The organism is Pseudomonas sp. NUPR-001 (genome assembly GCF_052147955.1).
Lineage (GTDB): Bacteria > Pseudomonadota > Gammaproteobacteria > Pseudomonadales > Pseudomonadaceae > Aquipseudomonas.
In genome coordinates, this window is record NZ_CP197353.1 from 684,578 (window position 1) to 708,901 (window position 24,324).

At 56.6% G+C, this 24,324-nt stretch carries 18 protein-coding genes; 8 read left to right on the forward strand and 10 right to left on the reverse strand.

Annotated elements, in window-relative coordinates; all coding sequences use genetic code 11:
• Nucleotides 1-732: 732 nt before the first annotated feature.
• Nucleotides 733-3,627: an N-6 DNA methylase gene (locus tag ACP6KB_RS03230; RefSeq protein WP_442112017.1), complete on the forward strand. Its 2,895-nt coding sequence runs from the start codon at nt 733-735 to the stop codon at nt 3,625-3,627.
• Complete coding sequence (locus ACP6KB_RS03235; RefSeq protein ID WP_442112018.1) at nt 3,624-4,397, forward strand: hypothetical protein; 774 nt, start codon at nt 3,624-3,626, stop codon at nt 4,395-4,397. The genes ACP6KB_RS03230 and ACP6KB_RS03235 overlap by 4 nt, the downstream gene beginning before the upstream one ends.
• Before the next feature lie 119 nt (nt 4,398-4,516).
• On the opposite strand, the gene ACP6KB_RS03240 is transcribed toward ACP6KB_RS03235, so the two are convergent.
• Nucleotides 4,517-5,392, reverse strand: a complete 876-nt coding sequence (locus tag ACP6KB_RS03240) for a WYL domain-containing protein (protein WP_442112019.1) — start codon at nt 5,390-5,392, stop codon at nt 4,517-4,519.
• 119 nt (nt 5,393-5,511) lie between these two features.
• On the opposite strand from ACP6KB_RS03240, the gene ACP6KB_RS03245 reads away from it, so the two are divergent.
• From ACP6KB_RS03245 to ACP6KB_RS03255, 3 genes are all read left to right on the forward strand, one after another.
• Nucleotides 5,512-5,769 (forward strand): hypothetical protein, encoded by a 258-nt coding sequence (locus ACP6KB_RS03245; RefSeq protein WP_442112020.1) that lies wholly within the window; start codon nt 5,512-5,514, stop codon nt 5,767-5,769.
• 77 nt (nt 5,770-5,846) lie between these two features.
• Nucleotides 5,847-6,830: an ADP-ribosylglycohydrolase family protein gene (locus tag ACP6KB_RS03250; RefSeq protein ID WP_442112021.1), complete on the forward strand. Its 984-nt coding sequence runs from the start codon at nt 5,847-5,849 to the stop codon at nt 6,828-6,830.
• Between the two features lie 46 nt (nt 6,831-6,876).
• Nucleotides 6,877-7,077 (forward strand): hypothetical protein, encoded by a 201-nt coding sequence (locus ACP6KB_RS03255; protein ID WP_442112022.1) that lies wholly within the window; start codon nt 6,877-6,879, stop codon nt 7,075-7,077.
• Between the two features lie 85 nt (nt 7,078-7,162).
• Here the strand turns inward: ACP6KB_RS03255 and ACP6KB_RS03260 are convergent, their stop codons facing one another.
• From ACP6KB_RS03260 to ACP6KB_RS03270, 3 genes are read right to left on the reverse strand one after another with little or no spacing between them, the layout of a single operon-like run.
• The gene (locus ACP6KB_RS03260) at nt 7,163-9,508 is read right to left on the reverse strand and encodes a dynamin family protein (RefSeq protein WP_442112023.1); all 2,346 of its coding nucleotides are present in this window, start codon (nt 9,506-9,508) and stop codon (nt 7,163-7,165) included.
• Nucleotides 9,505-11,748, reverse strand: coding sequence for a dynamin family protein (locus ACP6KB_RS03265; RefSeq protein ID WP_442112024.1), 2,244 nt, complete (start codon nt 11,746-11,748; stop codon nt 9,505-9,507). Before ACP6KB_RS03265 ends, ACP6KB_RS03260 begins: the two co-directional genes overlap by 4 nt.
• Nucleotides 11,749-11,761: 13 nt before the next feature.
• A complete protein-coding gene (locus tag ACP6KB_RS03270; protein WP_442112025.1) occupies nt 11,762-13,468 on the reverse strand; it encodes a dynamin family protein in 1,707 nt (568 codons plus the stop codon).
• A 703-nt stretch (nt 13,469-14,171) separates the two neighbouring features.
• Here ACP6KB_RS03270 and ACP6KB_RS03275 point away from each other — a divergent pair.
• Together ACP6KB_RS03275 and ACP6KB_RS03280 are read left to right on the forward strand one after the other, a co-directional pair.
• Nucleotides 14,172-14,438, forward strand: coding sequence for a hypothetical protein (locus ACP6KB_RS03275; RefSeq protein ID WP_442112026.1), 267 nt, complete (start codon nt 14,172-14,174; stop codon nt 14,436-14,438).
• An 83-nt stretch (nt 14,439-14,521) separates the two neighbouring features.
• Nucleotides 14,522-16,204, forward strand: coding sequence for a DUF262 domain-containing protein (locus ACP6KB_RS03280; protein ID WP_442112027.1), 1,683 nt, complete (start codon nt 14,522-14,524; stop codon nt 16,202-16,204).
• Between the two features lie 433 nt (nt 16,205-16,637).
• Here ACP6KB_RS03280 and ACP6KB_RS03285 read toward each other — a convergent pair whose 3' ends face one another.
• Both ACP6KB_RS03285 and ACP6KB_RS03290 read right to left on the reverse strand, forming a co-directional pair.
• Nucleotides 16,638-17,843 (reverse strand): tyrosine-type recombinase/integrase, encoded by a 1,206-nt coding sequence (locus tag ACP6KB_RS03285; protein ID WP_442112028.1) that lies wholly within the window; start codon nt 17,841-17,843, stop codon nt 16,638-16,640.
• Between the two features lie 376 nt (nt 17,844-18,219).
• Complete coding sequence (locus tag ACP6KB_RS03290) at nt 18,220-18,930, reverse strand: LexA family transcriptional regulator (RefSeq protein ID WP_442112029.1); 711 nt, start codon at nt 18,928-18,930, stop codon at nt 18,220-18,222.
• Between the two features lie 366 nt (nt 18,931-19,296).
• Here ACP6KB_RS03290 and ACP6KB_RS03295 point away from each other — a divergent pair, with 366 nt between their 5' ends.
• Nucleotides 19,297-21,462, forward strand: a complete 2,166-nt coding sequence (locus ACP6KB_RS03295; RefSeq protein WP_442112030.1) for a M48 family metalloprotease — start codon at nt 19,297-19,299, stop codon at nt 21,460-21,462.
• 57 nt (nt 21,463-21,519) lie between these two features.
• On the opposite strand, the gene ppa is transcribed toward ACP6KB_RS03295, so the two are convergent.
• From ppa to ACP6KB_RS03315, 4 genes are all read right to left on the reverse strand, one after another.
• Nucleotides 21,520-22,047, reverse strand: coding sequence for an inorganic diphosphatase (ppa, locus tag ACP6KB_RS03300; protein ID WP_107024756.1), 528 nt, complete (start codon nt 22,045-22,047; stop codon nt 21,520-21,522).
• A gap of 90 nt (nt 22,048-22,137) precedes the next feature.
• Complete coding sequence (locus ACP6KB_RS03305; protein ID WP_442112031.1) at nt 22,138-22,953, reverse strand: zinc-dependent peptidase; 816 nt, start codon at nt 22,951-22,953, stop codon at nt 22,138-22,140.
• Between the two features lie 9 nt (nt 22,954-22,962).
• Complete coding sequence (locus tag ACP6KB_RS03310) at nt 22,963-23,610, reverse strand: DedA family protein (RefSeq protein ID WP_442112032.1); 648 nt, start codon at nt 23,608-23,610, stop codon at nt 22,963-22,965.
• A 251-nt stretch (nt 23,611-23,861) separates the two neighbouring features.
• Nucleotides 23,862-24,320: a GNAT family N-acetyltransferase gene (locus ACP6KB_RS03315; RefSeq protein ID WP_442112033.1), complete on the reverse strand. Its 459-nt coding sequence runs from the start codon at nt 24,318-24,320 to the stop codon at nt 23,862-23,864.
• Nucleotides 24,321-24,324 lie beyond the last annotated feature (4 nt).

Here is a 24,324-nt window from a genome sequence, read left to right on the forward strand (position 1 = left end):
GTTGAGATTATTTTGAAACGAATATGCTGCCCGATTGTCCGCTCAGTTGGGGTGGGTCGAAAAATGGATATGGGCTGCCGCTATAGTCAGATGGGCAGGAAGCTTGCATCAGGTAACGTGAGCTGTTGGGTTAGAGGGCCTTCAACCCCGGGCAGCAGAGTCCGATTGGAGGCTGAGGCACAGGCAGGAGGGACCTATACGTGCAAATAGAGGTCAGACTCTTTGCACGCTTGGGCTTGCCGATCAAGTCAATAGACAACAAAGCTTGCACAGTGAGTTTTGACACCAGTAGGGGCACCAGGCGCCCAGCAGCTAAGCAGCGCTTTACAGTCTGGCAGGACTGTCATAGGATGGTCGGATTTGCTTAGGTGAATCAGTGCGTTACGCTGGTTTTCGACGCCATCTCGGTAATACATGGATGACAATCAATGACTTCGCAGCGCACCATTGCATTCAGCTCGCGTCTGCGAGCTATTCGAAGTCGTCTTGGCTTTTTACATCTACGCCATCATCGCCATCCTTCGCGGCGAGGCCACTGGCTGTGGCGTCACTAAAACCCAGTGGCTTTTTTGTGAGGGCGGTGCTATCCCTCGCTCCGAATCAACCAGAAGTAAGAGCAAGCAACTTGTCATATCCCTGTGCGCCTTCTAGGGTAGTGAAAGAGCACAAGAATTGGTCTGATACTGGCAATAATTACGGAGCTGTTGAGACTCATCAGGTCGAGGAGCTTTTATGAGCACTTACATCGATCTACTTGTCGATATGCTCGGCTACTCCGGCGATGATGGTTTACTTCAAGGTCCTTCAGACTATGCCCGCGCAATTGGCAGTGCCCATGCATTGCACGCTGCTGCGGATGCGATCAAGTTGAAAGCCTGCTTCGGCGCATGGGAGCCAGGGTTTGGTGACCGACTCACTAGTCGATTTGTTCCCATTGTTTATCTTGCTCACGCGGATAGCATTGAGGAAGCACGGCGACACCATCGGTGGGTATGGAGCCAGGGTCTAGCGCCGTGGCTAATTATTGCGGTAGAAGAGCGCTTCATTATCTGCCCAGGCTTTGATTTTGCTCCTGAAGCCGACTGGGCAAGACTCGTAGTTTTTGCCGACTCCGATGACTTGAAGAAGGAGGAGGCAGGCTCAGTCTTCAAAGATTTTGTTGCTGTGCGCTTGCGATCATCACTGCAATGGCGAGATTTTAGGCTGCAGTCAGCAGGTACAGTGGACAAGCGCTTACTCCGAGCCTTGGAGCACCTGCATAAACGCTTAGCCTCTACGATAAAGGGTGGCGAGCTTCCCGCAGCGATCGTCAACCGGCTGATTGGGCGTGTCCTATATACGTTCCTTCTGTTGGATAGGAAGGTGGTACCAAGTGAATGGGCTCAAGGGTTAGTCGTAGACGATAGCTCGTTACACTTCACTCGACCGGCGATTTCTCTTGTTCAATTCTGGGCGCTGCAGGACAGGATTGACGATATCTTCAATGGCGCGGTTTTTTTACTGGATTCCAATCAGCGGCTCAAGATCCAGCAAGACCATCTTGATCTTGCGATCGATTATCTGCGCGGGGGAACAACGCTGCACGAAGGGGGGGAGCAGACTGAACTCTTCGAAATAGATCTCACAGCGATCCAGATCGAGACACTGTCGGCTGTTTACGAAGAGTTTCTAAGGAGTGAGAGTCCGACCAGCGTACGCAACGATGGTGTTGTCTATACGCCACCTTTTCTTGTGGACTTTGTCATCAATCGACTTAGCGATGAGTGTGAATTTTCAAAAGCCTCTCGTGTTCTGGACCCAACTGCGGGATCCGGTGTCTTCCTCGTGGCTGCCTTCCGGCGGATCGTTGAGCACGTTCTTGTCGAGCATCGTCTGCAGCGCCTTCCCATGGAGGAGTTGCGTCAAATCCTGGTGGAGTGCATTTACGGAGTCGAGAAGGCAGCATCTGCAGCGGCAGTTGCTGCTTTCAGCCTTTATTTGAATCTCCTTGAGTACGCTGACCCAGCCGAGTTGCAGGCCATTGTCACTGAGAGGAGGCGCCCGAAGGTCTTCCCTTCTCTCATCGGTAAGAACATCTTAGTGGCTGACTTCTTTAGTGCGCCGAGACATTTCGAAGGGATCGAGTTCACCTGTGTGGCGGGCAACCCACCCTGGAAACCACTAGAGCGAGTCACAACCTACAAGATCGTCAGCGATGATCCGGTTGATGGTCAGGAAGCATCTGAATATATAACGTGGATGAGTTTAAGGCGCTACCTGAAAGCGGGTGGCGTGCTTGGCCTTGTCATGCCGTCGAAATCGATTTCAAGTCCTTCCGCGAAGACATTCATAACGGGATTAGGGCAGGAATTTCATGTTCGGGCCATCGTCAATTTATCGCAATGGCGCCGACATCTTTTCGAGAATGCTGAGCAGCCCGCTGCTTTGCTGTTCGTCTCTGCGCGTACAATTACATATTCCAGCCGCACTGCATTCTATTCGCCTGCAATGTGGACTCAACCTTTCACTCCCAAGGCGATGTGGACGTTGGCGATCGATTGTTCCGACGTACAATGGATGCCCAGTATTCTTGTCTTTCGAGATAGGGAGCATGTCTTTGAGGCGTATGCTCTTCGTCCGCTGGATCGTGCCGCGAAGAACAGGTTGCGACAAGCCGTGTCACGAGGAGCAGCGACTACATTTGGTGAGCTACTGGTGCAATTGGGACTGGTGTCTGCGGGAGGTAGTACGCCGGCAAGAACTCTTTTACGCGCCGATGAGATCTGCAGTATTAGCGATTTTGCCAAATATGGTGACGGGTTTAGTGTACTAGCCAGCCATCCTAAGCAGTTGTCCGAGCAGCGGCTCGAGGACTGCAGTATGCAGCACCGTAAAAAGTTTCAGGGCGAGAGACTGCTAGTCTCACGAAGCTTAGCCCAGGCCTTGTCGGTAGACTTTCCTCTTGCGGTTAATTCTTCAATGAACGTGATCCACTGGAAGGACAACCCAACTCACTTGACGCCCGCTAAACGCGCGGCCGTGCTGTCTAAGTTGGGACGCTTTTTGATGGGCGACTTTGCCCGTTTTCAATTCGCACTGTTCGGCCAGCTGTGGCAGGTGGACCGCACTCGCGTTGAGAGACGTGACTTAGATGGAATTGTGGTGCCTCGACCGGAATATTTTCTGCAGCCTGAGGATTATACCTCGGATACGCCTGATCTTTTGGCGGCGATGCAAGTTGAGGATGTCGCTGCTGCCATGCAAGATTACCTCGACATGCGCCTTCAATTCGAAAATGGTCTCACTCCTACCAATGCAAACGAGCGCATTGACAAGGTGCCGGGCGACTATCTGGAGGTGCTAAGTACTTCCTTGAGCAGCAGTTTTGGCGCACTCTTCCAGGGCTGCGATGCGAGTTACATTAGCGATTCTTCAATACGAATCGTTATTGACATGACTGACCCGCTGCCGAAGTCGCCGGTGACCCACTTAGCTGCGTTTCAGTTTTATGACTCAGCGCATGTCATGTGGATTGAAGGTGAGCGGCAAATAGTAGTCGACAAGCCAGCCGGGCGTCTTAATTTCTCGCTTGACCGTGCATACGGCGATGCACTGCGAATTGCGAACCTTCTCTTGGCTGCTCAATGACATCCTCCGAAAATTTTTCAGTGAAGCTCAAACAGTCCTTGGTCGAAGCGGGCATCAACCCGTATCGTGCATTAGCAGTAGCAACTTTCGTTACCCAATGCTATGACCTTCTCCTGACTGCACATCACGCTTTGGTGCAGCCTGCTAGGTGGAGCCAATTCTGCGCGACACGAGGAGCCACAACAAGAAGAAGGCGCGTAACCGCAGCGCCAGCAAACATCTCGGAAACAGCTATCACAGCCCATCTCTCAAGCGAGGCTCAGCGGCTCCTACAAGAGCGTGGAGGAGTAGGAGCGCTGGTTCCGGGAATCAGTATTGCTTGTGTAATCGCTGATCATACGGCTCCCAGTGACATTGCTACTGGGTCGAGTTCTAAGCGTCCAGATCTTGTGTTTTTCCCTGCTGATCCAGCGCTGCAGCTCCAATTTGCTATGGAGGCCAAGATCATTCGTTTGGCAGCGGACATAGCAAATGAACTGCTTGGTGAGGCGGGCTACGGGTGTTTTGTTCGTAGTATCGATCCGTATGAAACTAATGGTGTGGTTGGTCTGCTGGGCTACGTGGAGCCGGCGCAATCCATTGCCATGATGGGCGAAACTGAACGTTGTATGAAGGCAGATGCCCGCTTCAGGCAAGTGAAGGCGCAGGAATTGATCGTGAGCGAAAGGGGGCTCAACCATCGGCCTCATACTGTAGTCGGCCACATAGCCGGTGCTGGGCCAAAGGTGTGTATCGCCAACATGCTTGCGGTCGAACTCACAGCACAGTAATCATTGAGCTACCAGTTGGAGCGACCGAAGCGTAAGCCGCCTAAGACTGACCCGTGTGAGCTACCGCTCCGATGATGGGCCTCGGCCCACCATCGGAGCGGTGCATCGAGCTGGTGGCATCAGTCGATCATCAGCCAGGGCCGCAGTTCCTTGAGGTTTTTCACCACGATCTGCTGCGCCTCGGGGCTGGTCGCTAGGTTACGCGGGTCGATGTGGAAGCGCTGCAGCACGTATTTCACCAAGGCCTTACGGCTCGGCACCACCAGTTGTTCGTGCTGCATGCCGAAGTCGGCTTCTATGATGGCCTTCTGCGCCTCGTTCAGTCGCCCGTCGGGCTCGAAGATGACCGGCACTTCGGAGTTCCATTCCTCGTCTAGCTCCCGTGTGTTCGGCGACTCGTCGAGCAGGTCCGGCTGCCCGCGCAGGCGGCTGAGCACGAAGTCGCGGTACTGGCCGTTCTTTTCGCAGTAGGCCCGCACATGCCAACGCATGCCGGTGTAGACCAGCGTGTGAGGGGCGATGAGGCGAATCTCTACGTTCGGGGTATTGAACGACACGTACTCGGTTTCCAGGCGCAGGCCTTCGCGGCAAGCCTTGAGCAAGGGGCGCAGGATCTCCGGCCGAATGGGGCGATCCGGTACTTCCAACACTTTGGTGTGCGCATAGGCCAGTGCCAGCCCGTCGATGTGTGGGGCACGCTCATTGTTCTGATAGAGCAGGTGCAAATAGGCACTGGCACTGTCGTCGATGAACAGTGGCTTGAACTGCTTGCTCGGCACATACCCTTTGAGCTGCTTGTCATATGTCAAGTTTTTGGGCGCATGCTCGCTGATGTAGGTATTGATGTCCTTGGACGCCTGCTGGCGGCTGATGCCAAAGCTCTGCATCAAGTGCCCCGTGGTCAGTCTGCCTTCCCACCAGGCAACGGTCTCGATCAAACGATAGCGAAGTGCCAGGTCCCAGCGTACCTGTTCAATGGATTGCTTGCGTTTCATACCCTCTCCATGTGCACGAATACTTTACCTGTATAAGTCTACATTCTAGACCTGTCGTTAATCACTACATATCGTGTATCTGCCTTAGAAATAAATTGAAGTCACGAAAGGAAGTGGACATGACTATGTCTGAAGCGGTTTCGACAGGGGCGTTGGTGTTGATCGGGGTGGTCCTGACGGTGCTCCTAATGCAGTACCTGAGGTTGCGAGAAATCTGGCACATGGCGCTTGCCTGCCGCAAGGACGCACGTTGGGCGCGGATCTGGGAGATGGAAAACCGGGAGCTACGTTCGGCACTGCGTGCTGAGAAAGCGCACATCGAGCAGTTGCAAAGCAAGCTGGTGATTTTGCAGAACCTGATCTCTGCAGAGCGATAAGGGAAGTGCATGAACAGACTTGAACGGATCAAAGGCTGCCTGCTGGGTGGTGCTATCGGAGACGCGCTGGCGCCCCCGTGGAGTTTCTTGAGTGGCCTGCCATCGAAGCCAAGTTCGGTCCGCAGGGCATCATTGATTTTGCCCCGGCTTACGGCAACACCGGCGCCATCAGCGACGAAACGCAGATGATGCTGTTCACCGCAGAAGGTTTGCTGCGCGCTTTTGTGCTTGGCAGTTTACGGCAGGCGTGCCATGTCCCGAGCATTGTTCACCAAGCGTTGCTGCGCTGGCTGATGACCCAGGATTACCCCTCTGCGATACCGATCGTCACAGATGGCTGGTTGATCAAGCAAGTCGAGCTCTGGTCTCGTCGCTCCCCAGGCACAACTTGCCTGAATGCACTAAAGGCCAGCGCGCGGTTGGGAGCGGTTGCCGAAAACAACAGCAAGGGCTGCGGCGCCTTGGTACGTGTTGCGCCCTGTGCATTCTTTGCCAATGCATTTGACTACGCGGCGCAGTCTGGGCGCCTGACGCACGGGCATCCGACGGGCTACCTGGCGGCAGGGCTATTCGCCGACATTCTTCAGCGTGTTGTCGAAAGACAAGACAGCCTGGAACACGCGGTAACTCAAAGCTTGGCCAAATATGGGCAAGTACCTGGTATGGAAGAAACGCGCAGCCTCATCGAGCGCGTGCTGTTTTTCTACTACGAGGGCTATTCACCCACCCCGCAACGCATTGGCGACCTTGGCGGTGGGTGGGTTGCCGAGCAGGCGCTGGCGATTGGACTGTGGTGTGCGCTGACAGCACGATCACTCGAAGAAGGGGTGATCACGGCGGTGAATCACAGTGGCGATAGCAACAGCACAGGGCTTGTCGCCGGGCACTTGTTGGGTGCCCAGTATGGTGCTGCTGCCATTCCTTCCCGCTGGTTCGAACGCCTGGAACTGCGCCAGGTGATCGTGCAGGTAGCCGAGGATCTTGAGCGTGTTCCACGTGATTACTGCGGGGTTGGTGGCGCGTTCGACGAGCAGATCGAATTGGCTTATCCGGGCAGTTGAATGCACCGATGGCAATACATCAGCGAAGAAACCAAGGAGCTTTAGAATGCCCATCAAACCCAGGCCCTTCACCTTTGAATGTGAAGGATGCGGTTGGACAAAGACAGTGGCACCGCAAAGTGATGCGCTGATGCCCGGCGAGTGGTTTGACCAGTGCCCGAGTTGCGGGAGCAAGGCACTGAAGATGCGCACCGCAGGGTGGCTTGAAGGGGCGTTGGCGGAGTTGCTGGCGCGGCGGCGATTTTGAGTGCACAGGCCAGGGTTCAGCGCCCTGGCCAGCAACGGCCTGCCAGCAGGCAGGCCTGGGTTAGTAACACGCTGTGTGCCGGCGTTTACCGGCGTATTCGAGTGCGAAGGAAGCCATCAGACTCGACAGAGGTTCTGGTACGAACGAGTTCGCAAACCTCCAGGGCTTTTCGAGCGGCCAGCTTGAGCGTTCGACGAAGGCCTTCGCATTCATCAACGAGTTTTTCCAGCCCGGAAGAATCGAACATTTGCTCAGAGATGGGGAATGCTCGATCAATTCTGTCAAACAGCGCCGTTCCGCCTATTTCCAGCGCATCGAGCTTGAACGCATTGAACTCGCCCTTGCGGCCTTCCAGTTGCGCAATATCGGCCTGGATGGCCTGCTTGTAGGCATCGAATACGGTATCGAGCTTGCTGTTAACCTTGCCGACTACATCCACTTTACGGTTGATCGAGCGCAGGAACTGCTCGAACGTCAGGCCTCTGGAGGGGTAGTCTTTCTTGCGCGTGGACGAATAGGCGCACATGCCGGCGTACTCGATACCCGCGAAGCTCAGGTCGTCGGCTACTTGCTCCATGATCTCAAGAATATCGTCCTGAGACTTCACATCCGCCTTGTTCAACACGATATACAGCGACTCTGCGCGGAACGGCGTGGACTCGATGAACTCGATGTCGGACTGGTCGATGGTCCCGGCCGGGTCAAGGCCGATGACCCAGACCAGCGCCGAGGCCTGATTGACCAGGGAGGCTGCAGTGCTACGGTCGGAGGCCGCGGCCCCACCCGTGGTACCCGGGTTGTAGCCGGGCGTATCGATGATGCACAGGTTGCCGAACAGCTCCGGGTCCATGGGAACTTTGACGCTGATGAAAGGCAGTATGCGCCGCAGGTCGAAGCCGAAGGCCTGAACATATTCGTGGCACATCGATGCGTACAGGCTGGGCTCAAGGTCGATGGCTCCGCCGTTGTACGAATAGCCCTTGATCCGGGTTTCTTCGGAACACACCACGTAGCTGGGCACCACGGTCACCGGATTGATGCCGGTCGCCAATTTCACGCTCGGGTTGCGGATGAAGCTGTTGACGAACGCCGATTTGCCGCTGCTGAAACCACCCGCAATGCTCAGGATGGTTTTGCCCGCAATGCTCGGGAAGTTGTTCAGCATCTGCATCTCGGCGAGGATCGCCTGCATGTCGAGCACGGCTTGGGCTTCACCGGCCAACGACGATTCCCGGCTGGCGAACTCCATGTAATCGTGGTTGATCAGGTCGGCGAATTTGGCCAGTTCTTCATTACCGGGAGGTTGCTGGGCCAGGACTTTGCTCACCAGAGAAAATTTCTCGGTGAGCGACAGGTGCTGCTTGTTGATGTCAGCGTAGTTGTCCTCCAGATGCTGCTGGGAGGCTTTCAATTGTTCGGTCAGGCTTTCCAGAAGGTCGACGTTCTGCTCCGTGGAAAGCAACTGGTTCTTATGTTCCTCCAGGTACGTCTCCAGCTCGGCAATTTGCGCCAGCGCCTGTGCCTTGCGTTCCTCCAGCTCGGCAGCATTGGCTCGTTCTGCCTGCAACTGGGCTGTTAGCGCTTCATTGTCCGACTCCAGCGAGTCGATCTGTACAGCCTGCCCGGTGCACTGTTCGGCCAACTGCTGTTTGGCGTCGTTCAGTGCTTCGATCTGCTGTTGAGCGTCCGAGAGGGTGTGCCCAAGTTCAGCGATACGCTGTTCTTTTTCCGCCAGCGCCTGCTTGCGATCTGCCAGTTGCTCTTGAAGGGTGGTGATCTCGGCAAGCGCCTGGTCCTTGCGTGCTTCCAGCTCTGTCGTATTGGCCTGTTCGGCCTGCAACTGGTCGCTGAGCGCCTCCTTGCGCGACTCCAGCGTGCGGATCTGCTCAGTCTGTTCGGCGCACTGCTCGCTCAACCGCTGTTTGACGTTGTTCAGTGCTTCGATCTGCTGTCGAGTATCGGCCAGGGTGTCCTGGAGTTCCTGAATGCACCGCTCTTTGTCGACAAGCTGCTGCCTGTGATCGGCAAGGTGCTCTTCGAGCCCGGCGATCTGGGCCAAGGCCTGAGCCTGCCGCTCTTCCAGATCCTTGGCGTACGCCTTGGCCTGAGTGAGTGCGAGCATAGCCTTCTGGAGCTTGCCCTTCTCCTGCGCCAAAGCTTCGGAGGTCGAGGCCAAATTGGCTGTTTCAAACTGCAACGCATCGACGAGCGAGCCGTTGCGCGACTTCAGCTCGCCGATTTCGTCGTTCTGGCCTGCGCACAACGCGGACAATTGCTGATTGGTGCTGAACAACGTGTCGAGCTGGCACTGGGCATCATCGAGGTGGCCCTGAAGCTCAGCTGCCAGCTTCTTGCGTTTGAACTGCCAGAAGCGGGACAGCGACTCCAGCGTCGAGCGTGCCTGTTCATGAATGGCTGGCGGGTTGCTCACAGGGTGACCTCTTCGGCCTTGCGTGCCAGGCGTTCAAGCCGGTCAATGGTTTGAGCCGCGTTGTCGACCTGATCCTTGAGCACATTGATACGGCGTTGAATCTCATCGACGAAGGAGTTAGAGATGGTGGAAGGCGCGTTGCGTTCAACATCGTTGATGAACGAACTGATCTTGCTTTTGACCTTGCTACCCAACGAGCCGATGAAGTCATCGGCGGCATCCTTGAAGCGTTCGGCCTCGTAGCCCTTGAGCGTGCCGTTGCTTTTCAGGGTGTCAGGCAACGGAATGCCCAAATCAAAGTCATCGTCAGGAATCGATTGAATGATCGAAAGAATCGCGAGCTTGATCATTTGCGCATTGGCATCCTGTTCAAGCACCTCACGGATCTTCGGCGTGAGGGTCCGGGCCAGTTCTTCGTTCAACCCGCGATGAGAGCTTTCCACCTTGGCGCCCAGCTCATCCTGGATGTCGTTCATGAACTCGTTGATGGTGGAGATGACCTGGCTACTGATGATCTTGGCGCGGACGACCGTTTTCTCGGTAGTGCCGCCGCCCCAAAGCTTGCGGGCAAACCAGCTGCCAACCCCAGGGTTGTCGACGACAATGGTTTCACTGAAAGAGCCTTCCGCGTCTTTGACAGTGGACTGCGTCTCGCGAAGCAATTGTGCAGCTGACTTGCGCATCTCGTCACGCAACTTCTGGCGGTAGTCGGCCATGGTGTATTTGAAGCTGACATCCAGTTCCAGCGAGAGATCCAGTCGCTTCGATTCCAGCGAAGCCAGTTGTTCGTCCAGCTGATCGACGTTGGCGTTCTTGATCTGGATGACCTGGTTGCGTGCCAGGGTGATGATCAGCGCCTTGAATGCCTCAAGGTTCTTTTGTTTGCGAACCATCAGGTTGGCGATTTTTTCCCGTGTGATCTCCGCTTTCTTCTCGCGCACCTGGGCAAGCATGGCGTTGATCGCATCAATGTTTGCCAGGCTGTCCAGGCTGCTCAACGACAGTACCTGGTTGTCGCGGGTGAAGTAATCCGGGTAATCAGTGGACAGGTTGTCCCACGTCACCTGCTCGTTCGAGTCCCAGGTTTCGGGTGAGTCGAAGCGGCGGTTGAGGCTGTGACACAAGCCGGAGCTGTGCAGCAGGTTACGGTGCACCGAACCGATCAGGTTGTCGAACACCGAGCCCACTTCCGGGCTGCTCAACTTGAGGTCGGTGAGGGTGCTCTGCGCCCGTGCCGACAGCTGGGCACGGATGGCTTCCACGGCATCGCTCAAGCGTGCACGTTTTTCGCTGCCGTACAGTTGTGTGTCGATCTGGCTGGCCACCAGTACCAGTTCCTGAATGCCTTCCTTCTGGGTAATACGCCCCATCACCTCAAGGTCTTGCTCATTGAGGAACTGGCCGGCCGGGCTGACGATGAACACCACGTCGCAGGTTTTCAGCAATTCGACCGTGCGCTCTTCGCGCGACTGGACCGGATCGTTCATGCCGGGGGTATCGATGATGCAGATATCGCGTAGTGCCTCCAGCGGCATGGCGACATGAACCGTCTTGGTGAACGGCATGTATGTGCCATCGGCACCGACATAGTTGTGAAGGCCAGCAGCCAGCTCTTTCGGGTTACCTGCCTGAATCTCGCTGTGCAAGTGCAGCTTGGCCGCATCGAGCCCTGACTTCTTCATGCGCTGGAACTGGTCGTATGCCGCGAACAAGCCTTCTTCGCGCTGCAGTTCGTTCAAGGCTTTTTTATCGGCCATGATCGTCAGCTGCGCCATATCGAGGGGCGCGCCATTGGCTTGGGCGTTACGACGCTTCACCAGCTCTTCCAGGCATTCGCGCTTGCGCGTGGCCAGGCGTTGCTCGAACTGGTCCGATTTGAAGCGGATCGCGGCGATGTCCGTTTCGCTGTAGAACTCAACCTTGGCCTGGAACACTTCGCCCCAGGTAATGGTGGTCAGTGCAGCGGTCATGGGAGTTGCGGCCTTGGGCAGGATCGGCTCGCCATTAAAGATCAGCGCATTGAGCAGCGATGACTTTCCGGCTTTCACGCGACCAACAATACCGATGTTCATCAGCCGGTTCTGGTCCTGCAGCGTCTGGCACGCTTGCGCGAGCTGTTGCGGTTGGTCGATGCCGTTCAGCCGCTTGAACTGCTCGATTTCGCGCTCAAACAGGTCCTGGTTGCTTGCTGCCAGCGTGTGCAGGCTTTCGCTAAAAGCGACGAGTGATTGGTAATCCATTAGGTCGTTCGCCTTACTTGTAGAGGTGTTCGTTTGCAGCGGCTTTTACTGCGGTGGCGAGGTTTTCCAGCACAGCCGTCTTCTCGCTGATCTGCGCTTCAAGCTGCAGGCTTTCCTGTGCAATTGAGTCGATCACATGCTTTTGCTTGGTGATCTGCTCTTCGAAACCGTCGCTGATCTTCTTCAGCATGGCGTTGAGTTGCTCGTCGATGATTGCTGGAATTTTCCCGCGCAGTTCCGCCTTGATGTTGGGGAACACTTCACCGGTCAGCTTCTGGCGAAACTTCTCGCGCTCGTTACCGCCACCGTTAAACATCTTGAGAATTTCGGGCAAGAAGATGATCACCAGCTCTACCAGCGGATTGACCACGGTGGTGGTGACAGCGAGCACGGTAGAGAGGCTGCGGTAGAGCATGACGCCGCTGCTCTTGTCTTCCTCGGCCCGATTGCTCAGGCGTGTCGACCAGTCGCTGAGCATTTCCGTGGTGCGCTCCAGCGAGAATTTGACCTTGTTGGAAAGTTCCTCGCTCCAGTTGCCGCTGATGTCCAGCACGGACATCTGGCTGCTGGTGGCGCTGAGGTTGCTGGCAATCCGGTCGACCATGTTGGTGGAGATGTCCTGCACTTCAGATTTGATCGTGCTGGACAGGCTGCTGCGGATGATGTCGGAGAGTGCATTCGACAGGGCACTCGGGTTCTTGCTGCTGCCCAAGGTGACCAGCTCGTCGAGGGAGTCATTAAGCGCGTTGTCCAGGCCGCGCAGGCTACGGTCGAGCATTTTTCCCGAGTAGCGATCTTTCAGGTCCGACTCGACGTCTTTGCGTTGCTCCAGCAGCTTGGCCAGGGCCTGCTCGAGTGCGCGTGCGGTTTGCTCGCTCTCGGCCTTGTCCTTTTTCAGCATGCTCAGCGCCAGGTTGATCTGCGCCAGTACTTCGAAATTCTGGTCCTTGAGGATGTCGATGAACAGGCGCGAGAACAGAACGTCAGGCTGCAATGCGGTCAGTGCATTTGTCAGTTCCTCGCCACCCCGGTTGCCGAGAGTGATGCTGCGGTAGTGTTCGCCGAAATACACCCCGAGCTGGTCGTCAATGTAGGCCTGCACGTCTTCCACCTGGTCGGCGGCGCGCAGGTTGCATTTGCTCAGCAGGAAGGTGAAATCGGTGTTGTAGGTTTTTAGCTCATCGAGTTTGCGTAGCATCGACTGCGTAATGTTGCCGTCCTCGATACTGGTCAGCACCACGAAGTGCACACCGCGTGGCAGGTAGTACGCAATGGCCTTGTTGTGGTTTTCCAGCGATGAGCCAAAGCCAGGCATGTCGACCAGCACCAGAGGTGCAATGGCTTTCAGCGCCTCGCTGTCCAGGTAAAGGCGCAAGTGCGAAAATTCGCTGGAACGACGATTGATGGTACTCAGCGCTTCAACAGGCAAACGTTCTTGCACACCGTCGGGTTTGATCGCCAGCAGATAAGGCTCGGAGGAATAACGCAGCTCGGTCGCCAGTTCAGTTTCTGGCGCAATTCCGACCGGCAAGATGTCCTTGCCCATCAGCGCGTTCAACAGCGAGCTCTTACCGGCACTGAAGGCCCCGATCACGGGCACCACAAGCTCGGTCTCCATCACTTTTGCAAGCAATGACTGATCGAATGAAAACGCCTGGCCATTGAGCAGCGACTGCATTTTCTTCAAATAAGTGGCGAACTCTTTCTGGCTTTCGAGCATGGTGATATTCCTTTAAGTGTTGATGGTCTGCGCGAAGACACGGCATAGGGTGCACAGAGGCTTATGCGCTGGGATATTCAAGTAACCGCTGGTCTTTTGTCATCGTTCGAGAAGGGGGCCTGCCCGAGAAGGTTACAACCGCAGTTGCCTCATTCGGGGCGCGTCCAGTGCCGTTCACGAGGTCGATGCGTCACTGCTTGGCGTCGGGGTCCTGTTCCAAAAGCATTGAGTGCAATTGAAGGGGAGGGGCAAAGGCATGCACACGTCCTTGTCTGTAGGGTGTTGATCGCGCATGCCCTGTAAATAACGGCATACCGCTTCCCGGATGAGATGGCATTGGGTGAAACCTATAGATCGGCACGATCTGTATCGCCTGCATGATGGCACTTTGACTTGGCAGCGTAAACTGTCAACAAAACGCCCATATCCCAGGGTTTTCTTCAGATGCAATGCGTATTTTCAAGGCCTAGCGCGGCGGTATATGTTTTAAAGTGTTACCTGTATATTTAATCAGTGCTCAGGCGCTGTACGTGTAACTGCTAGCGGTAGGGGTAGAACGAAAGCAGGCCAAGCTATTTTCTCGCCAGTAAGGATTTGGCGACGGCTCCATTTTTCTGGTGGCGGCCTATTGATACTATGCTGGTCGAGTTTTTGATGACGGATCTCGCTTGGCTATCCAGCGAACTGGCAGGAGCAGCAGTGAATGGTTGCGGTTATTGGTATTGTCGTCGCGTTGATCGGCTTTGCGATGATGTCTCGTCCTTTCAGAATTGGTTTCGCCCTCTATTTGGCCTTTCTGGCTTACTACATCTACCTGTATGGCGGTAATGTGCGTCCATCGATTACGGGAGAACGCTCGAAAACTCGCATGGTTGGTGCCTGCCTGATAGTTTCCCGAGGTTGCGTCTGGGCAGCCCACAATGCTCCCGCGTACCACGCCGGCACTCCGGCCCGGCTGCTGGCTGAATAGAAAGAACAACGCAGCGATGAAGGGATTGAGGAGTATCTATCGTGAGCACAGGTAAGAAAGGCCAGATCGACAGTGCCAAGATCGTGATCGGCGAAGTGTTTTCCCGTTTCTGGTTCCGCATTCCGGACTACCAGCGTGCCTACGTCTGGGGCAAGGATGAGATTTCCGAGCTGATCGACGATGTGAACTACGCCAGCGAGCATAATCCAGACGGGCAATACTTTCTGGGCTCGATGGTGCTGCGCAAGGCTACACGCACTACCGACGGGGTGAGTTTTGAGGAGTACGAGCTGCTGGATGGCCAGCAACGCCTGACCACCCTGATGCTGATGTTGGCCTGCATCCGTGACCGGGTTACGGACGATAAGCTCAAGGGGGCCTGTCGCGAGATGCTGTTCCAGGAGGAAAACAAATGGAAGAAGATTCCTGGACGTAACCGCATCGTCTATGACATCCGCGATAACGTGGGCAATTTCATTGAGCGCTATGTCAAGGCCGACAACGGTTCGTGTAGCGCAGACTTGCGGGGCATTGCCGCTAGCAAGAATCTGTCCTTGGCCAATATGGCAGCAGGCATGCAGACCATTCATGGTGGTTTTGATGATAGCAGACGCTTCCCCACGGAAGGGGGCTTCGACCGATTCGTTGGCTATCTGCTGAACAACGCCCTTTTCATCTATGTGGCCACCGAAGACCTGGACGATGCCTTCCGGCTTTTTACCATTCTCAACGACCGGGGTATTCCGCTGTCCAACAGCGACATTCTCAAGGCCAAAAATCTCGGGGCGGTCACCAAGGAAAGCGAACGCAGCAAGTGGGCTGAATACTGGGAGGAAGTTGAAGGCGAGATGGGGCGCGACGAGTTCGACCGCTTCCTCTCGTTGGTGCGCACCATCTATGTGAAGGACAAAGCACGGGAAGGCCTGCTCAAGGAGTTTGACGAACGCATCTACGGCACTAAGCCGCCTCTACTGGCACTGGGCAGCGAGAGCTTTGAGGCCGTGAAGGCCTACAAGGATGCCTTCGATGAGGCGATCCAGCTCGATGGCCTGCCGATCGGTCTGGGCAATGCCTATCGCAACCGTATCAACGTGATGCGTCGAGGCCTGCCATCCACCGATTGGATTCCGCCGGTACTGGCCTGGTATCGCAAGTTCAAGGCAGAGAAGTTGCTCGATCTGATCGAGCGCATCGACAACAAATTCTCGGCTGACTGGATCGTGCAACTCACGCCCACCCAGCGCATCAGCAACATGAATGAAGTGCTAAAGGTGATCGAAGCGGCCGAGACTCCGGCTGAAGTGCTTGCCAGCAAGGCTTTCGACTTTGACCGCAAGCAGTTGCAGGACTTACTGGATGACGCTATCTACGGTCGGCGTTTCGCTCGATATGTCCTACTGCGCCTGGAGTACCTGCTGGCCAGCCATGCTGCGCCGCTTAATCTGCCCGATGATATTAGTGTGGAGCACATCCTGCCGCAGAATCCGGGCGGTGCGAGCCAGTGGGTCAGAGACTTCAATGAGGAGCAGCGTGAGACGTGGCTGCACCGACTGGGTAACCTGATGCTGCTCTCGCGGCGCAAGAACACGTCCCTGGGTAATCTGGACTTTGCGAGCAAGCGGGTTCGATACTTTGAGGATCGGGTGGAAAGCTTGCCAAACTCGCAGCGCTTGTTGGCAATGGGGTGTTTTGCGCTGGCTGATCTGGAGGCGCGCCACAAAGATCTGTTGCAACGTCTGAAAGACTCCTACGCTCCGGGAAAGTGATTCGGCGCTTGGTAAGGCCTCACGCAAAGAAAAAATCCAAGTCACAGCATGAGCAGCCAATGGCTGCTCATGCTGGTTTATGCCCGATTGACTGGAGTGAGTTGTTGGTGTTCGGGATCGCCGCATGGATGGGCACCCTGACGTAGGCCGTCGTTGAGCGGGTGCAACAGCCAGGGGGCTCTAGAGGCGCTACCGTCGACAGTTTTCGGTGATGCGGTTTGTCAGTCAAAACATGATAGGGTTTTCTTACTAGAAGGCGGTTCTTCTGCAGCTGGAATTATAACGGTTCACCACTTATGGCTTTATCCGGAATAACCTTGTGAGTCGTCTCGGTGTCGTGGAGTAACTTAGGCTGGATTTGCTAGGTGGATCTTTCGGCTTTCCGTTTATGTGGCTTTTGTCGACCGTATGATCCATCTCAAGTGAAATGCTGTCACTTTATGTGAGAGCAGAATGTTGCCCAGTCCGCCATTAGGATTCTGCGCTTCTCCAGAAGATCCGAGCGTGAGTAGGCAGCTTCCGTTTGGTCGCGCTCATCGTGTGCGAGTGCGAGTTCGCAAACCTCTCGTGGATAGTGTGTGTACTCATTCGCCCAGTCCCGGAAGGTAGAGCGGAAGCCGTGTCGTGTAATATCCGCGTGGCCGAGCTTATGTAGTAGGTTGCGTATTGCGTTGGCATGGATGACTCCGCTCTTCCCTTGACCGGGGAACACATTGGGCGAGTCTGTGCGGGTCATGTCACGTAGCATGCCAACTACTGCTGAAGGGAGTGGTATTACGAATGCCTTTCTCATCTTCATTCGTGCAGCTGGCAGTGACCATACTCCTGCCTCTAGATCAAACTCTGACCATTGGGCGAAACGAATCATGTGGGCGCGGGCTCCCGTCAAAATTAGCAGGCGGGCTGCGATGGCATCTCGGCTGGGAATTTTAGCGAGCTTCTCCATCAGCTCTGGCAAGTCCTTCCAGTGCATAGCGGGGAAGTGTGTTCGCTGACGAGCTTTCTTCTTTTCTGCTTTGCTCAGGAGGTTATCTAGGTGACCTCGCCAGCGGGCGGGATTGTCGCCAGTACGTAGACCGCGGGTTCTTGCTGCATCCAATATCTGCTCGATCTGGCCGCGAACTTCGTCAGCAGTACGAGTCTTGGTGGCCCAGATTGGACGCAGCACGTTCACCACTTGCTCGGTTTGGATCGCATCTGCCGAGACAGATCCGATGGTAGGGAATGCGTAGAGCTCCAGTTTTCTAAGCCAGCCTTTGTGCCACTTCTCTGACCAGGAAGCTCCGTGTGCTTGTTGATACTGCAAAGCGAGGTCTTTGAAGGTTATACGGCGTGCGTCTGCCTGGCGCTGAGCCTCACGTTTGGCTTCTCGTTCTGCATCGCGGGTGCCCAGAGGGTCTGCTCCGCTTGCCAGTATTTTGCGTTGCTCAGCAGCAAGCTGGCGTGCCGCACTGAGAGTGATAGTGGGGAAGGGACCTAATCCCATCTCACGGCTTCGCCCCTCCAGCTTGTAGCGGAAGATCCAACTGGATGCTCCGCTTTTCGATACCTGGAAGTAAAGCCCGTCACCGTCGTTGGTTTTTCCTGGCACTGCAGCCTTGGACAGCGATTCGGCCGTCTTGCTCGTTAGCTTACCCATTCTGACTCTCCAGATCTGCCCCCTTGACCCACACTCTGACCCACACCTTGGGCTCGGATTTAGTGGTTGCTTATCGGACGCTATGGGACAGATGGTACGCAGCAGGCCATGTAAATACTAGGCTGTGGGATCTTGGTGGATTTCTTTGGACAAATAAAAAGCCGGCTTGTGGCCGGCTTCCAGGGGAAGGCTTTGGCTAATTTATGGTAAGCCGCAACCCTCTTAAAATCGTTGGACCGGCACTGGGGCCGGGAGTGGCTGCAAGCAGTGTATGCCGCGCCAGGCCCGCTGGCGTGCTAGGCAGCCGGGGCTAAATGTGCGGCGTAGCATACTGGGTATGGCGGCCGATGCCCAGCAATAATTGCATCTCAAGCGCTCAAGCCGGGCGACTGGCTCGTAGATGCCCCCACCAGAACACCCAACCCAATATGCTCAGCTTCTGACTTTTCAGCTGCGCCGGGCTGTAGGTTTCGGTGGGGTGTTCGTCGCTGTTATGGCTGTGCAGGCGCAGGCTGCCGTTGGCTTGCTGGCTGAGGCTGTTGATGCGTAAGCGTCCGTTGTGCAGCAGGGCATAGCATTCGCCTTCGACGATGCGGGTCAGGCCGCAGTCGATGGCCAGGGTACTGCCCCTCGGCAGCAATGGGCTCATGTTGCTGGTGGGCATGCTCAGGCACAGGGCCTGGCGAGGGTCGACGCCAAGGGCGTCGAGCGCGCGAGCGGGCAGGCGCAGGTAGTGGTCGGCAATGGGTTTCAGCTGCCGGGATTGCATGCTGTAGAACGGCAACTGGATGTCGCTGGATGTGTGAGCGGCCAGCAGGGCCGAGTCTGTGGGTTCGATGCCGGGTTTGCGCGGTGCTGCGTCAAGGCGCGGTAATGGAGTGGGGTGCTTGGGGCCTTCGCCGGTGCGCAACCACTTGCTGCGAACACACAGTAGCTCGGCGATTTCCTCGAGCCGGGCCAAAGGCACTCCGCGTTTGAACCAGTTATTGACGTGCTGCGGAGTGACCTTGCGCTGTGCGGCAAAATCCGAAGGCGAGAGGTTGCACTCGTGCAGCAGTGTTTTGAGACGATCACCTGACGTATTCATAAAACCGAGTCTAGTGGGCTTGTACGGGCAGGGATATAAACGCGAAGTTCATTTTTGAAGGCGATAAATAGCTAGGTTTACAGGCATTTCCTAGATGGCTGTAAGAGATTTCCTGGCAAAAAATCAGCCTGACCTGCGCAGCACCTGAATCAGGTGCGACCCGGCGCACATTCCTTGAAATCGGCGCAGGATGATGGCCAATTGATGGTTACCTGTTCAGGAATATCGCTGTATAAGGCAGTCAGCGCGAGAGGGTCCGTTCAGACGGGCCGCGCCTGCACGCAAGCGTCCATGAGGGCGGTTGGTAAAAATGGAATTTGTGCTCGCTTTGGATAGCCTGCGGCGACGCACCTTTGGGCCTGCCTTATGAAAACCTACAAGCTCATTGCAGTACTGATCCTGCTGCCTTTATGTCTGAACCTGTTCGGCGTCTGGGAGCTGAATCGCAGCACCGAAACCAATTCGGAGCTGGTCAGTATTCAAGCCAACATCAACGAAATCCTTCCCGAACTTGAAGCGCTGGTCTCCCAGAGCGGCGCACGCGCGCCGATGGTCGAGATCGACGGGGAACGCCTTTCCGCCAGTCTGGCCTTGTCCCGGCTGAGCACCGCTAAAAGTGACATAGAAACGCTGATACCCCTGGGTGAATTGAAGAGCTGGCTGGCCAAGGCGGTGATTGCCTTGGGGCTGCTCGCCGCGCTGGTCGGCGGAATCGGCATGTGGGGGTTGAACTGGGCAGGGGCGCGCGCCCTGCATTCCCGTGAGCGATTGCTTCACACGTTCACCCGCGTCAGCCGGATTCTGCCCTACGTGCTTGTGGGGCATATCATTTTGATGGGCGCCGCGGTTGCCTCGATTCTCGCCTTTGAAGGCTTGGGGATCTGGCACGCGGGGAAAATGAACACCGGCGAAATCAAGTTGATGCTGGTCACGCTTTTGATCATGGCGGGCTGCCTGTATTCAATGTGGCAAATGGCCAAGCAGTTGCGGGTCATGCTGCACATGTTCGAGCCTACCGCCATGCCGGTGTTGGGGCAGGACGTTAGCGAAGCACAAGCGCCGGTGCTGTGGGCGCATGTGCGCGAGCTGGCCGGGCGACTTGGTGCGCTGGCACCCGATCACATCGTACTGGGCATGTCCGAGGGCTTTTACGTCACCTCCAGCGACGTCGACCTGTTGCCCGCCGGCAGCACGCTACAGGGCCGTACGTTGCATGTGCCGCTGATGTACCTGGGGCTGCTCGATACCGGGGAGATCGATGCGGTCATCGGGCATGAACTGGCGCACTTCGCCGGTGCCGACACCGAGTACAGTCTGCGCTTCGTACCGATTTACGATGGCATCGGCCGCAGCCTCGGGGTGATTGCCGAAACCATGCTGGCCAGCGATATGCTGCAGCGCACGATCTTGCGTCCGGCATTCATGCTGGGCGTCTATTTCATGGAGAGCTTCGACCACGCCGTCAATCACTGGAGCCGTGTGCGCGAGCTGGCGGCCGACGCTGCAGGCGCACAATTGGCGGGCAATCTGGCTATGGCTTCGGCACTGGTGCGTATCTCCGCCATCGATCCTGTACTGCTGGAGCGGATGCACACGCATATCGCCAGCGCGGTCCAACAGACGCCCGAGCATCCGCCGGTTGCCGACTTGCCGACCTGTGTCACCCAGGAGTTGGCGGTGCAAGCATTGCACCTTCCGGAAGAGGAGATGGCGACGCAGTTGCCGCACCCTTCTGACACTCACCCCTCCAATGGCGAGCGCGTAGCCGCATTGCAGATTGCTGTCGATGATGCCGTCCGTAGCGGCACCCGCGCCTTGGACGCCGGGCAGGCCTGCGCTGCGATGGATCGCTACTTTGCCGACCCGCAGGCGTTGCGCACGCGCATCACCCAGGATTACATCAACCACTATGTGGCCCAGGATGCCGCAGCGGTTGAAGCGTTACGTGATCATGCCAGCAAGGTCAGCGGCAATGTCAGCCTGCATGAAGGCTCGCAGCTGCGTGGTTTGCTGTTGCTGGTGTTTTGCGCGGTGCTCACGCTTGCAGCGTTTGCTGTGCTGGCCGTGCCGTTCCTGTCTCCGACGGCGGGGGAGAAGTTCCCGCGCATCTTGATTGTGACCTTCAGCGTTTTGATTTTCACGGTGGTGTGCATTGTGCCGTTTGCGTTGCGCATGCGTGCCCGCGCCGACAAAACGGCCTTGTTGCTTACGCCGGACCATCTGGTTTTCAGCAACTTCAAAGCGCCATTGCCGATTCAACACATTGCCGACTTCGGTTTGCAGACGGGTCAGGGCATGATTCTGAACATTCAGCTTGAAGAGGACGCGCCATTGCCGGAGTTGGCGTCGCGGTCGTTCTTTGCCCCAAATGCCAAAGTGTTCAAGAAAAAACGCTGGATACAGTTGCAGTTGACGCAGTTCTGTCGCGATGGCAAAGCGCTCAAGGCTCAGGAACTCGCCGACCTGATCGGTAGCTACCTGAACGCCGGCGCCGCGCGGCACTTGCTGCAACAGCGTTTCGAACAGGCATAACGAGCCCTCTGCAAACAAAAAGCCCCGCAAATGCGGGGCTCTTTGTTAAGCGGTGGCTTAGCCTTTGTAGGCAGCAACCGATTTGGTGATCGCAGCGCGGGCGGCGTCAGCGCCGTCCCAACCTTCGATCTTGACCCACTTGCCCTTCTCCAGATCCTTGTAGTTGGCGAAGAAGTGCTCGATCTGCTGGATCAGCAGCGCTGGCAGGTCGGTGTATTCTTTGACGTCGACGTACAGTTGCGACAGTTTGTCGTGCGGTACGGCAACCACTTTGGCGTCGCCGCCGCCGTCGTCGGTCATGTTCAGGATGCCGACCGGACGAGCACGGATCACCGAGCCTGGGGCGACTGGGTACGGGGTAACAACCAGGACGTCCAGCGGATCACCGTCGTCAGCCAGGGTGTTCGGGATGTAACCGTAGTTGGCCGGGTAGAACATCGGGGTGGCCATGAAACGGTCAACGAACAGGCAATCGCTGTCTTTGTCGATCTCGTACTTGATCGGGGCGTGGTTGGCTGGAATTTCGATGGCGACGTAGATGTCGTTCGGCAGGTCTTTGCCAGCCGGAATCTTGCTGTAGCTCATTGGGCAGTGCCCCCATGTTTGGCCAAAAATTGGTCGCGATTATAGGCACATTCCGCACTGCTTGCCACGTCCGCCCTGATGTCCGGCGTATCAGCCTTGTGTCTGCTGGTAATGCGGGTGGCTGTGCTGCAACTGATGCAGGCGGGCCAGCGGGTCCTGGCGGTAAAAGCCGCGCAATTGCTGGTATACAGCGGGGTAGGCGTCGTTGAGCAGGTCGGGGGCGCTGAAGAAGTATTCGCTGGTGACAGCGAAAAACTCCGCGGGGTTTTCCGCCGCGTAAGGGTCGATGGCGGTCTCGGCGTCCGGGTCGCGGTCCAGCTGGCGATTGAGGTCGTCGTAGGCGTCTTGCATGGCCTTGGCCCAGTCGCTGACGCGCATGTCGTTGTGCAGCGGCGGCAGGCCGTTGGCGTCGCCGTTGAGCATGTCGAGTTTGTGCGCCAGTTCGTGGATGACCAGGTTGTAGCCTTCCCAGCCACCGCTGGCCAATACGCCGGGCCAGGCCAGAATCACCGGGCCTTGCTGCCAGGCTTCGCCGCTGTGCTCACCGTTCCATTCATGCTCCACGCCACTGGCGTCGCGGTGGCGCTGAGGGCTGAGGAAATCATCGGGGTACAGCACGATTTCATGGAAGCCCTGGTACCAGTTCAACTCGCCCAGATGCAGCAAAGGTAGCTGGGCCTGGGCAGCCAGGAACAGGCGTTGCTCGCCGTCGAGTTCAACACCGGGCAGGGCGCTCAGGTGTTTGTCATGCAGAAACAGTACACAGGCTTCGCGTAGCCAGTGGTCTTCGTCGGCACTCAGCCCGTCGAGCATCGGCAGGCGCTCGCGAACCCGCTGCCAGCGCTGCGGGTCGATGGGGTGACGTGCCAGGGTGCGGCGACGGCGCCAGGCGCTCAGCGACCACATGGCCCGGGCTTAATGAACCTTGGCAGCGCGGTGCATGCGGCTGCGCACTACGCCAATGATCATCGGCACCAGCGACAGCAGGATGATCGCGACGATCATCAACGACAGGTTCTGCTTGATGAACGGTACGTTGCCGAAGAAGTAGCCGAGGGTGACCAGGCCGCCGACCCACAGCACAGTGCCGGCGACGCTGAAACCGAGAAAACGTGGGTAGTGCATTTTCGCAATGCCGGCGACGAACGGTGCAAAGGTGCGCAGGATCGGCAGAAAGCGCGCCAGGGTGACGGTTTTGCCGCCATGACGCTCGTAGAAGTCGTGGGTTTGCTGCAGGTAGTCGCGGCGGAAGATTTTCGAATTGGGATTGCGAAATAGCCGTTCACCGGCGGTTCGGCCGACCACATAGTTGGTGCTGTCACCCAGAATCGCCGCAGCCATCAGCAGGCCACCCAGCAGTACCGGGTCCATGCCACCGCCAGCGGCCACGGCACCGGCAATGAACAGCAAAGAGTCACCCGGCAGGAATGGCATCACTACCAGGCCGGTCTCGCAGAAGATCACCAGGAACAGGATCGCGTAGATCCACGGGCCATAGTTGTTGACCAGCAAATCGAGGTAGGCGTCGAGATGCAGAATGAGGTCCAGCGGGTTGAAATCCATGTACAGCACCTGTGTTCTTTGACCCGGTCGAGGGGCATGCGAGGACTGGCAGTGCGAATGCGAGCAGCCGCTACCCGAGAGATGGGTAAAGTTTCACACATTTTGAGAGGGTGCATTATACGGAGGCGATAAGAATGTGCCCGTGCAGTTTGTAGCGACGGATTTCTAAAATTGTGGGAGCGGGCTTGCCCCGCGATAGCGATATACCTGACACACCGCTATCGCGGGGCAAGCCCGCTCCTACCGGGGGATCAATCTGATTTGATTGGCAGGATGTAGCTTTTGAACTCGGTGTCTTCACGAAAGCCGATGGATTCGTAGGTTTTCATCGCCACTTCGTTGTCGCTGCTGGTCGATACCCGCAGGCGTACGGCGTTGGTCTCCTTGGCCATTTTCTTGGCTTCCTGCATGAGGTGGTCAGCGACCAGCATGCGTCGGGAATCTTCCGCTACAAAGATGTCGTTGAGAATCCACACGCGCTTGAGCGACAGCGACGAGAAACTGGGGTAGAGCTGGCAAAAGCCCATCAGCTTGGTGTCGTCATCGTCTGGCAAGGCCAGGTAGATAATCGATTCGCCGCGCTCAAGGCGCTTTTGCAAGAAATTGCGCGACGAGTCGGGGTAGGGCAGTTGTCCGTAGAATTCGCGGTAACGGACGAACAGAGGGGCAAGCAGGTCCAGATGTTCCAGGGTTGCTTTGATGATTCGCATAAGC

Coding starts and splice junctions, on each gene's coding strand:
- ACP6KB_RS03290 (WP_442112029.1), bottom strand. CDS start 18,930: ATGAATACGTCAGGTGATCGTCTCAAAACACTGCTGCACGAGTGCAAC.
- ACP6KB_RS03230 (WP_442112017.1), top strand. CDS start 733: ATGAGCACTTACATCGATCTACTTGTCGATATGCTCGGCTACTCCGGC.
- ACP6KB_RS03235 (WP_442112018.1), top strand. CDS start 3,624: ATGACATCCTCCGAAAATTTTTCAGTGAAGCTCAAACAGTCCTTGGTC.
- ACP6KB_RS03285 (WP_442112028.1), bottom strand. CDS start 17,843: ATGGGTAAGCTAACGAGCAAGACGGCCGAATCGCTGTCCAAGGCTGCA.
- ACP6KB_RS03275 (WP_442112026.1), top strand. CDS start 14,172: ATGGTTGCGGTTATTGGTATTGTCGTCGCGTTGATCGGCTTTGCGATG.
- ACP6KB_RS03295 (WP_442112030.1), top strand. CDS start 19,297: ATGAAAACCTACAAGCTCATTGCAGTACTGATCCTGCTGCCTTTATGT.
- ACP6KB_RS03305 (WP_442112031.1), bottom strand. CDS start 22,953: ATGTGGTCGCTGAGCGCCTGGCGCCGTCGCCGCACCCTGGCACGTCAC.
- ACP6KB_RS03270 (WP_442112025.1), bottom strand. CDS start 13,468: ATGCTCGAAAGCCAGAAAGAGTTCGCCACTTATTTGAAGAAAATGCAG.
- ACP6KB_RS03265 (WP_442112024.1), bottom strand. CDS start 11,748: ATGGATTACCAATCACTCGTCGCTTTTAGCGAAAGCCTGCACACGCTG.
- ppa (WP_107024756.1), bottom strand. CDS start 22,047: ATGAGCTACAGCAAGATTCCGGCTGGCAAAGACCTGCCGAACGACATC.
- ACP6KB_RS03255 (WP_442112022.1), top strand. CDS start 6,877: ATGCCCATCAAACCCAGGCCCTTCACCTTTGAATGTGAAGGATGCGGT.
- ACP6KB_RS03315 (WP_442112033.1), bottom strand. CDS start 24,320: ATGCGAATCATCAAAGCAACCCTGGAACATCTGGACCTGCTTGCCCCT.
- ACP6KB_RS03310 (WP_442112032.1), bottom strand. CDS start 23,610: ATGGATTTCAACCCGCTGGACCTCATTCTGCATCTCGACGCCTACCTC.
- ACP6KB_RS03245 (WP_442112020.1), top strand. CDS start 5,512: ATGACTATGTCTGAAGCGGTTTCGACAGGGGCGTTGGTGTTGATCGGG.
- ACP6KB_RS03240 (WP_442112019.1), bottom strand. CDS start 5,392: ATGAAACGCAAGCAATCCATTGAACAGGTACGCTGGGACCTGGCACTT.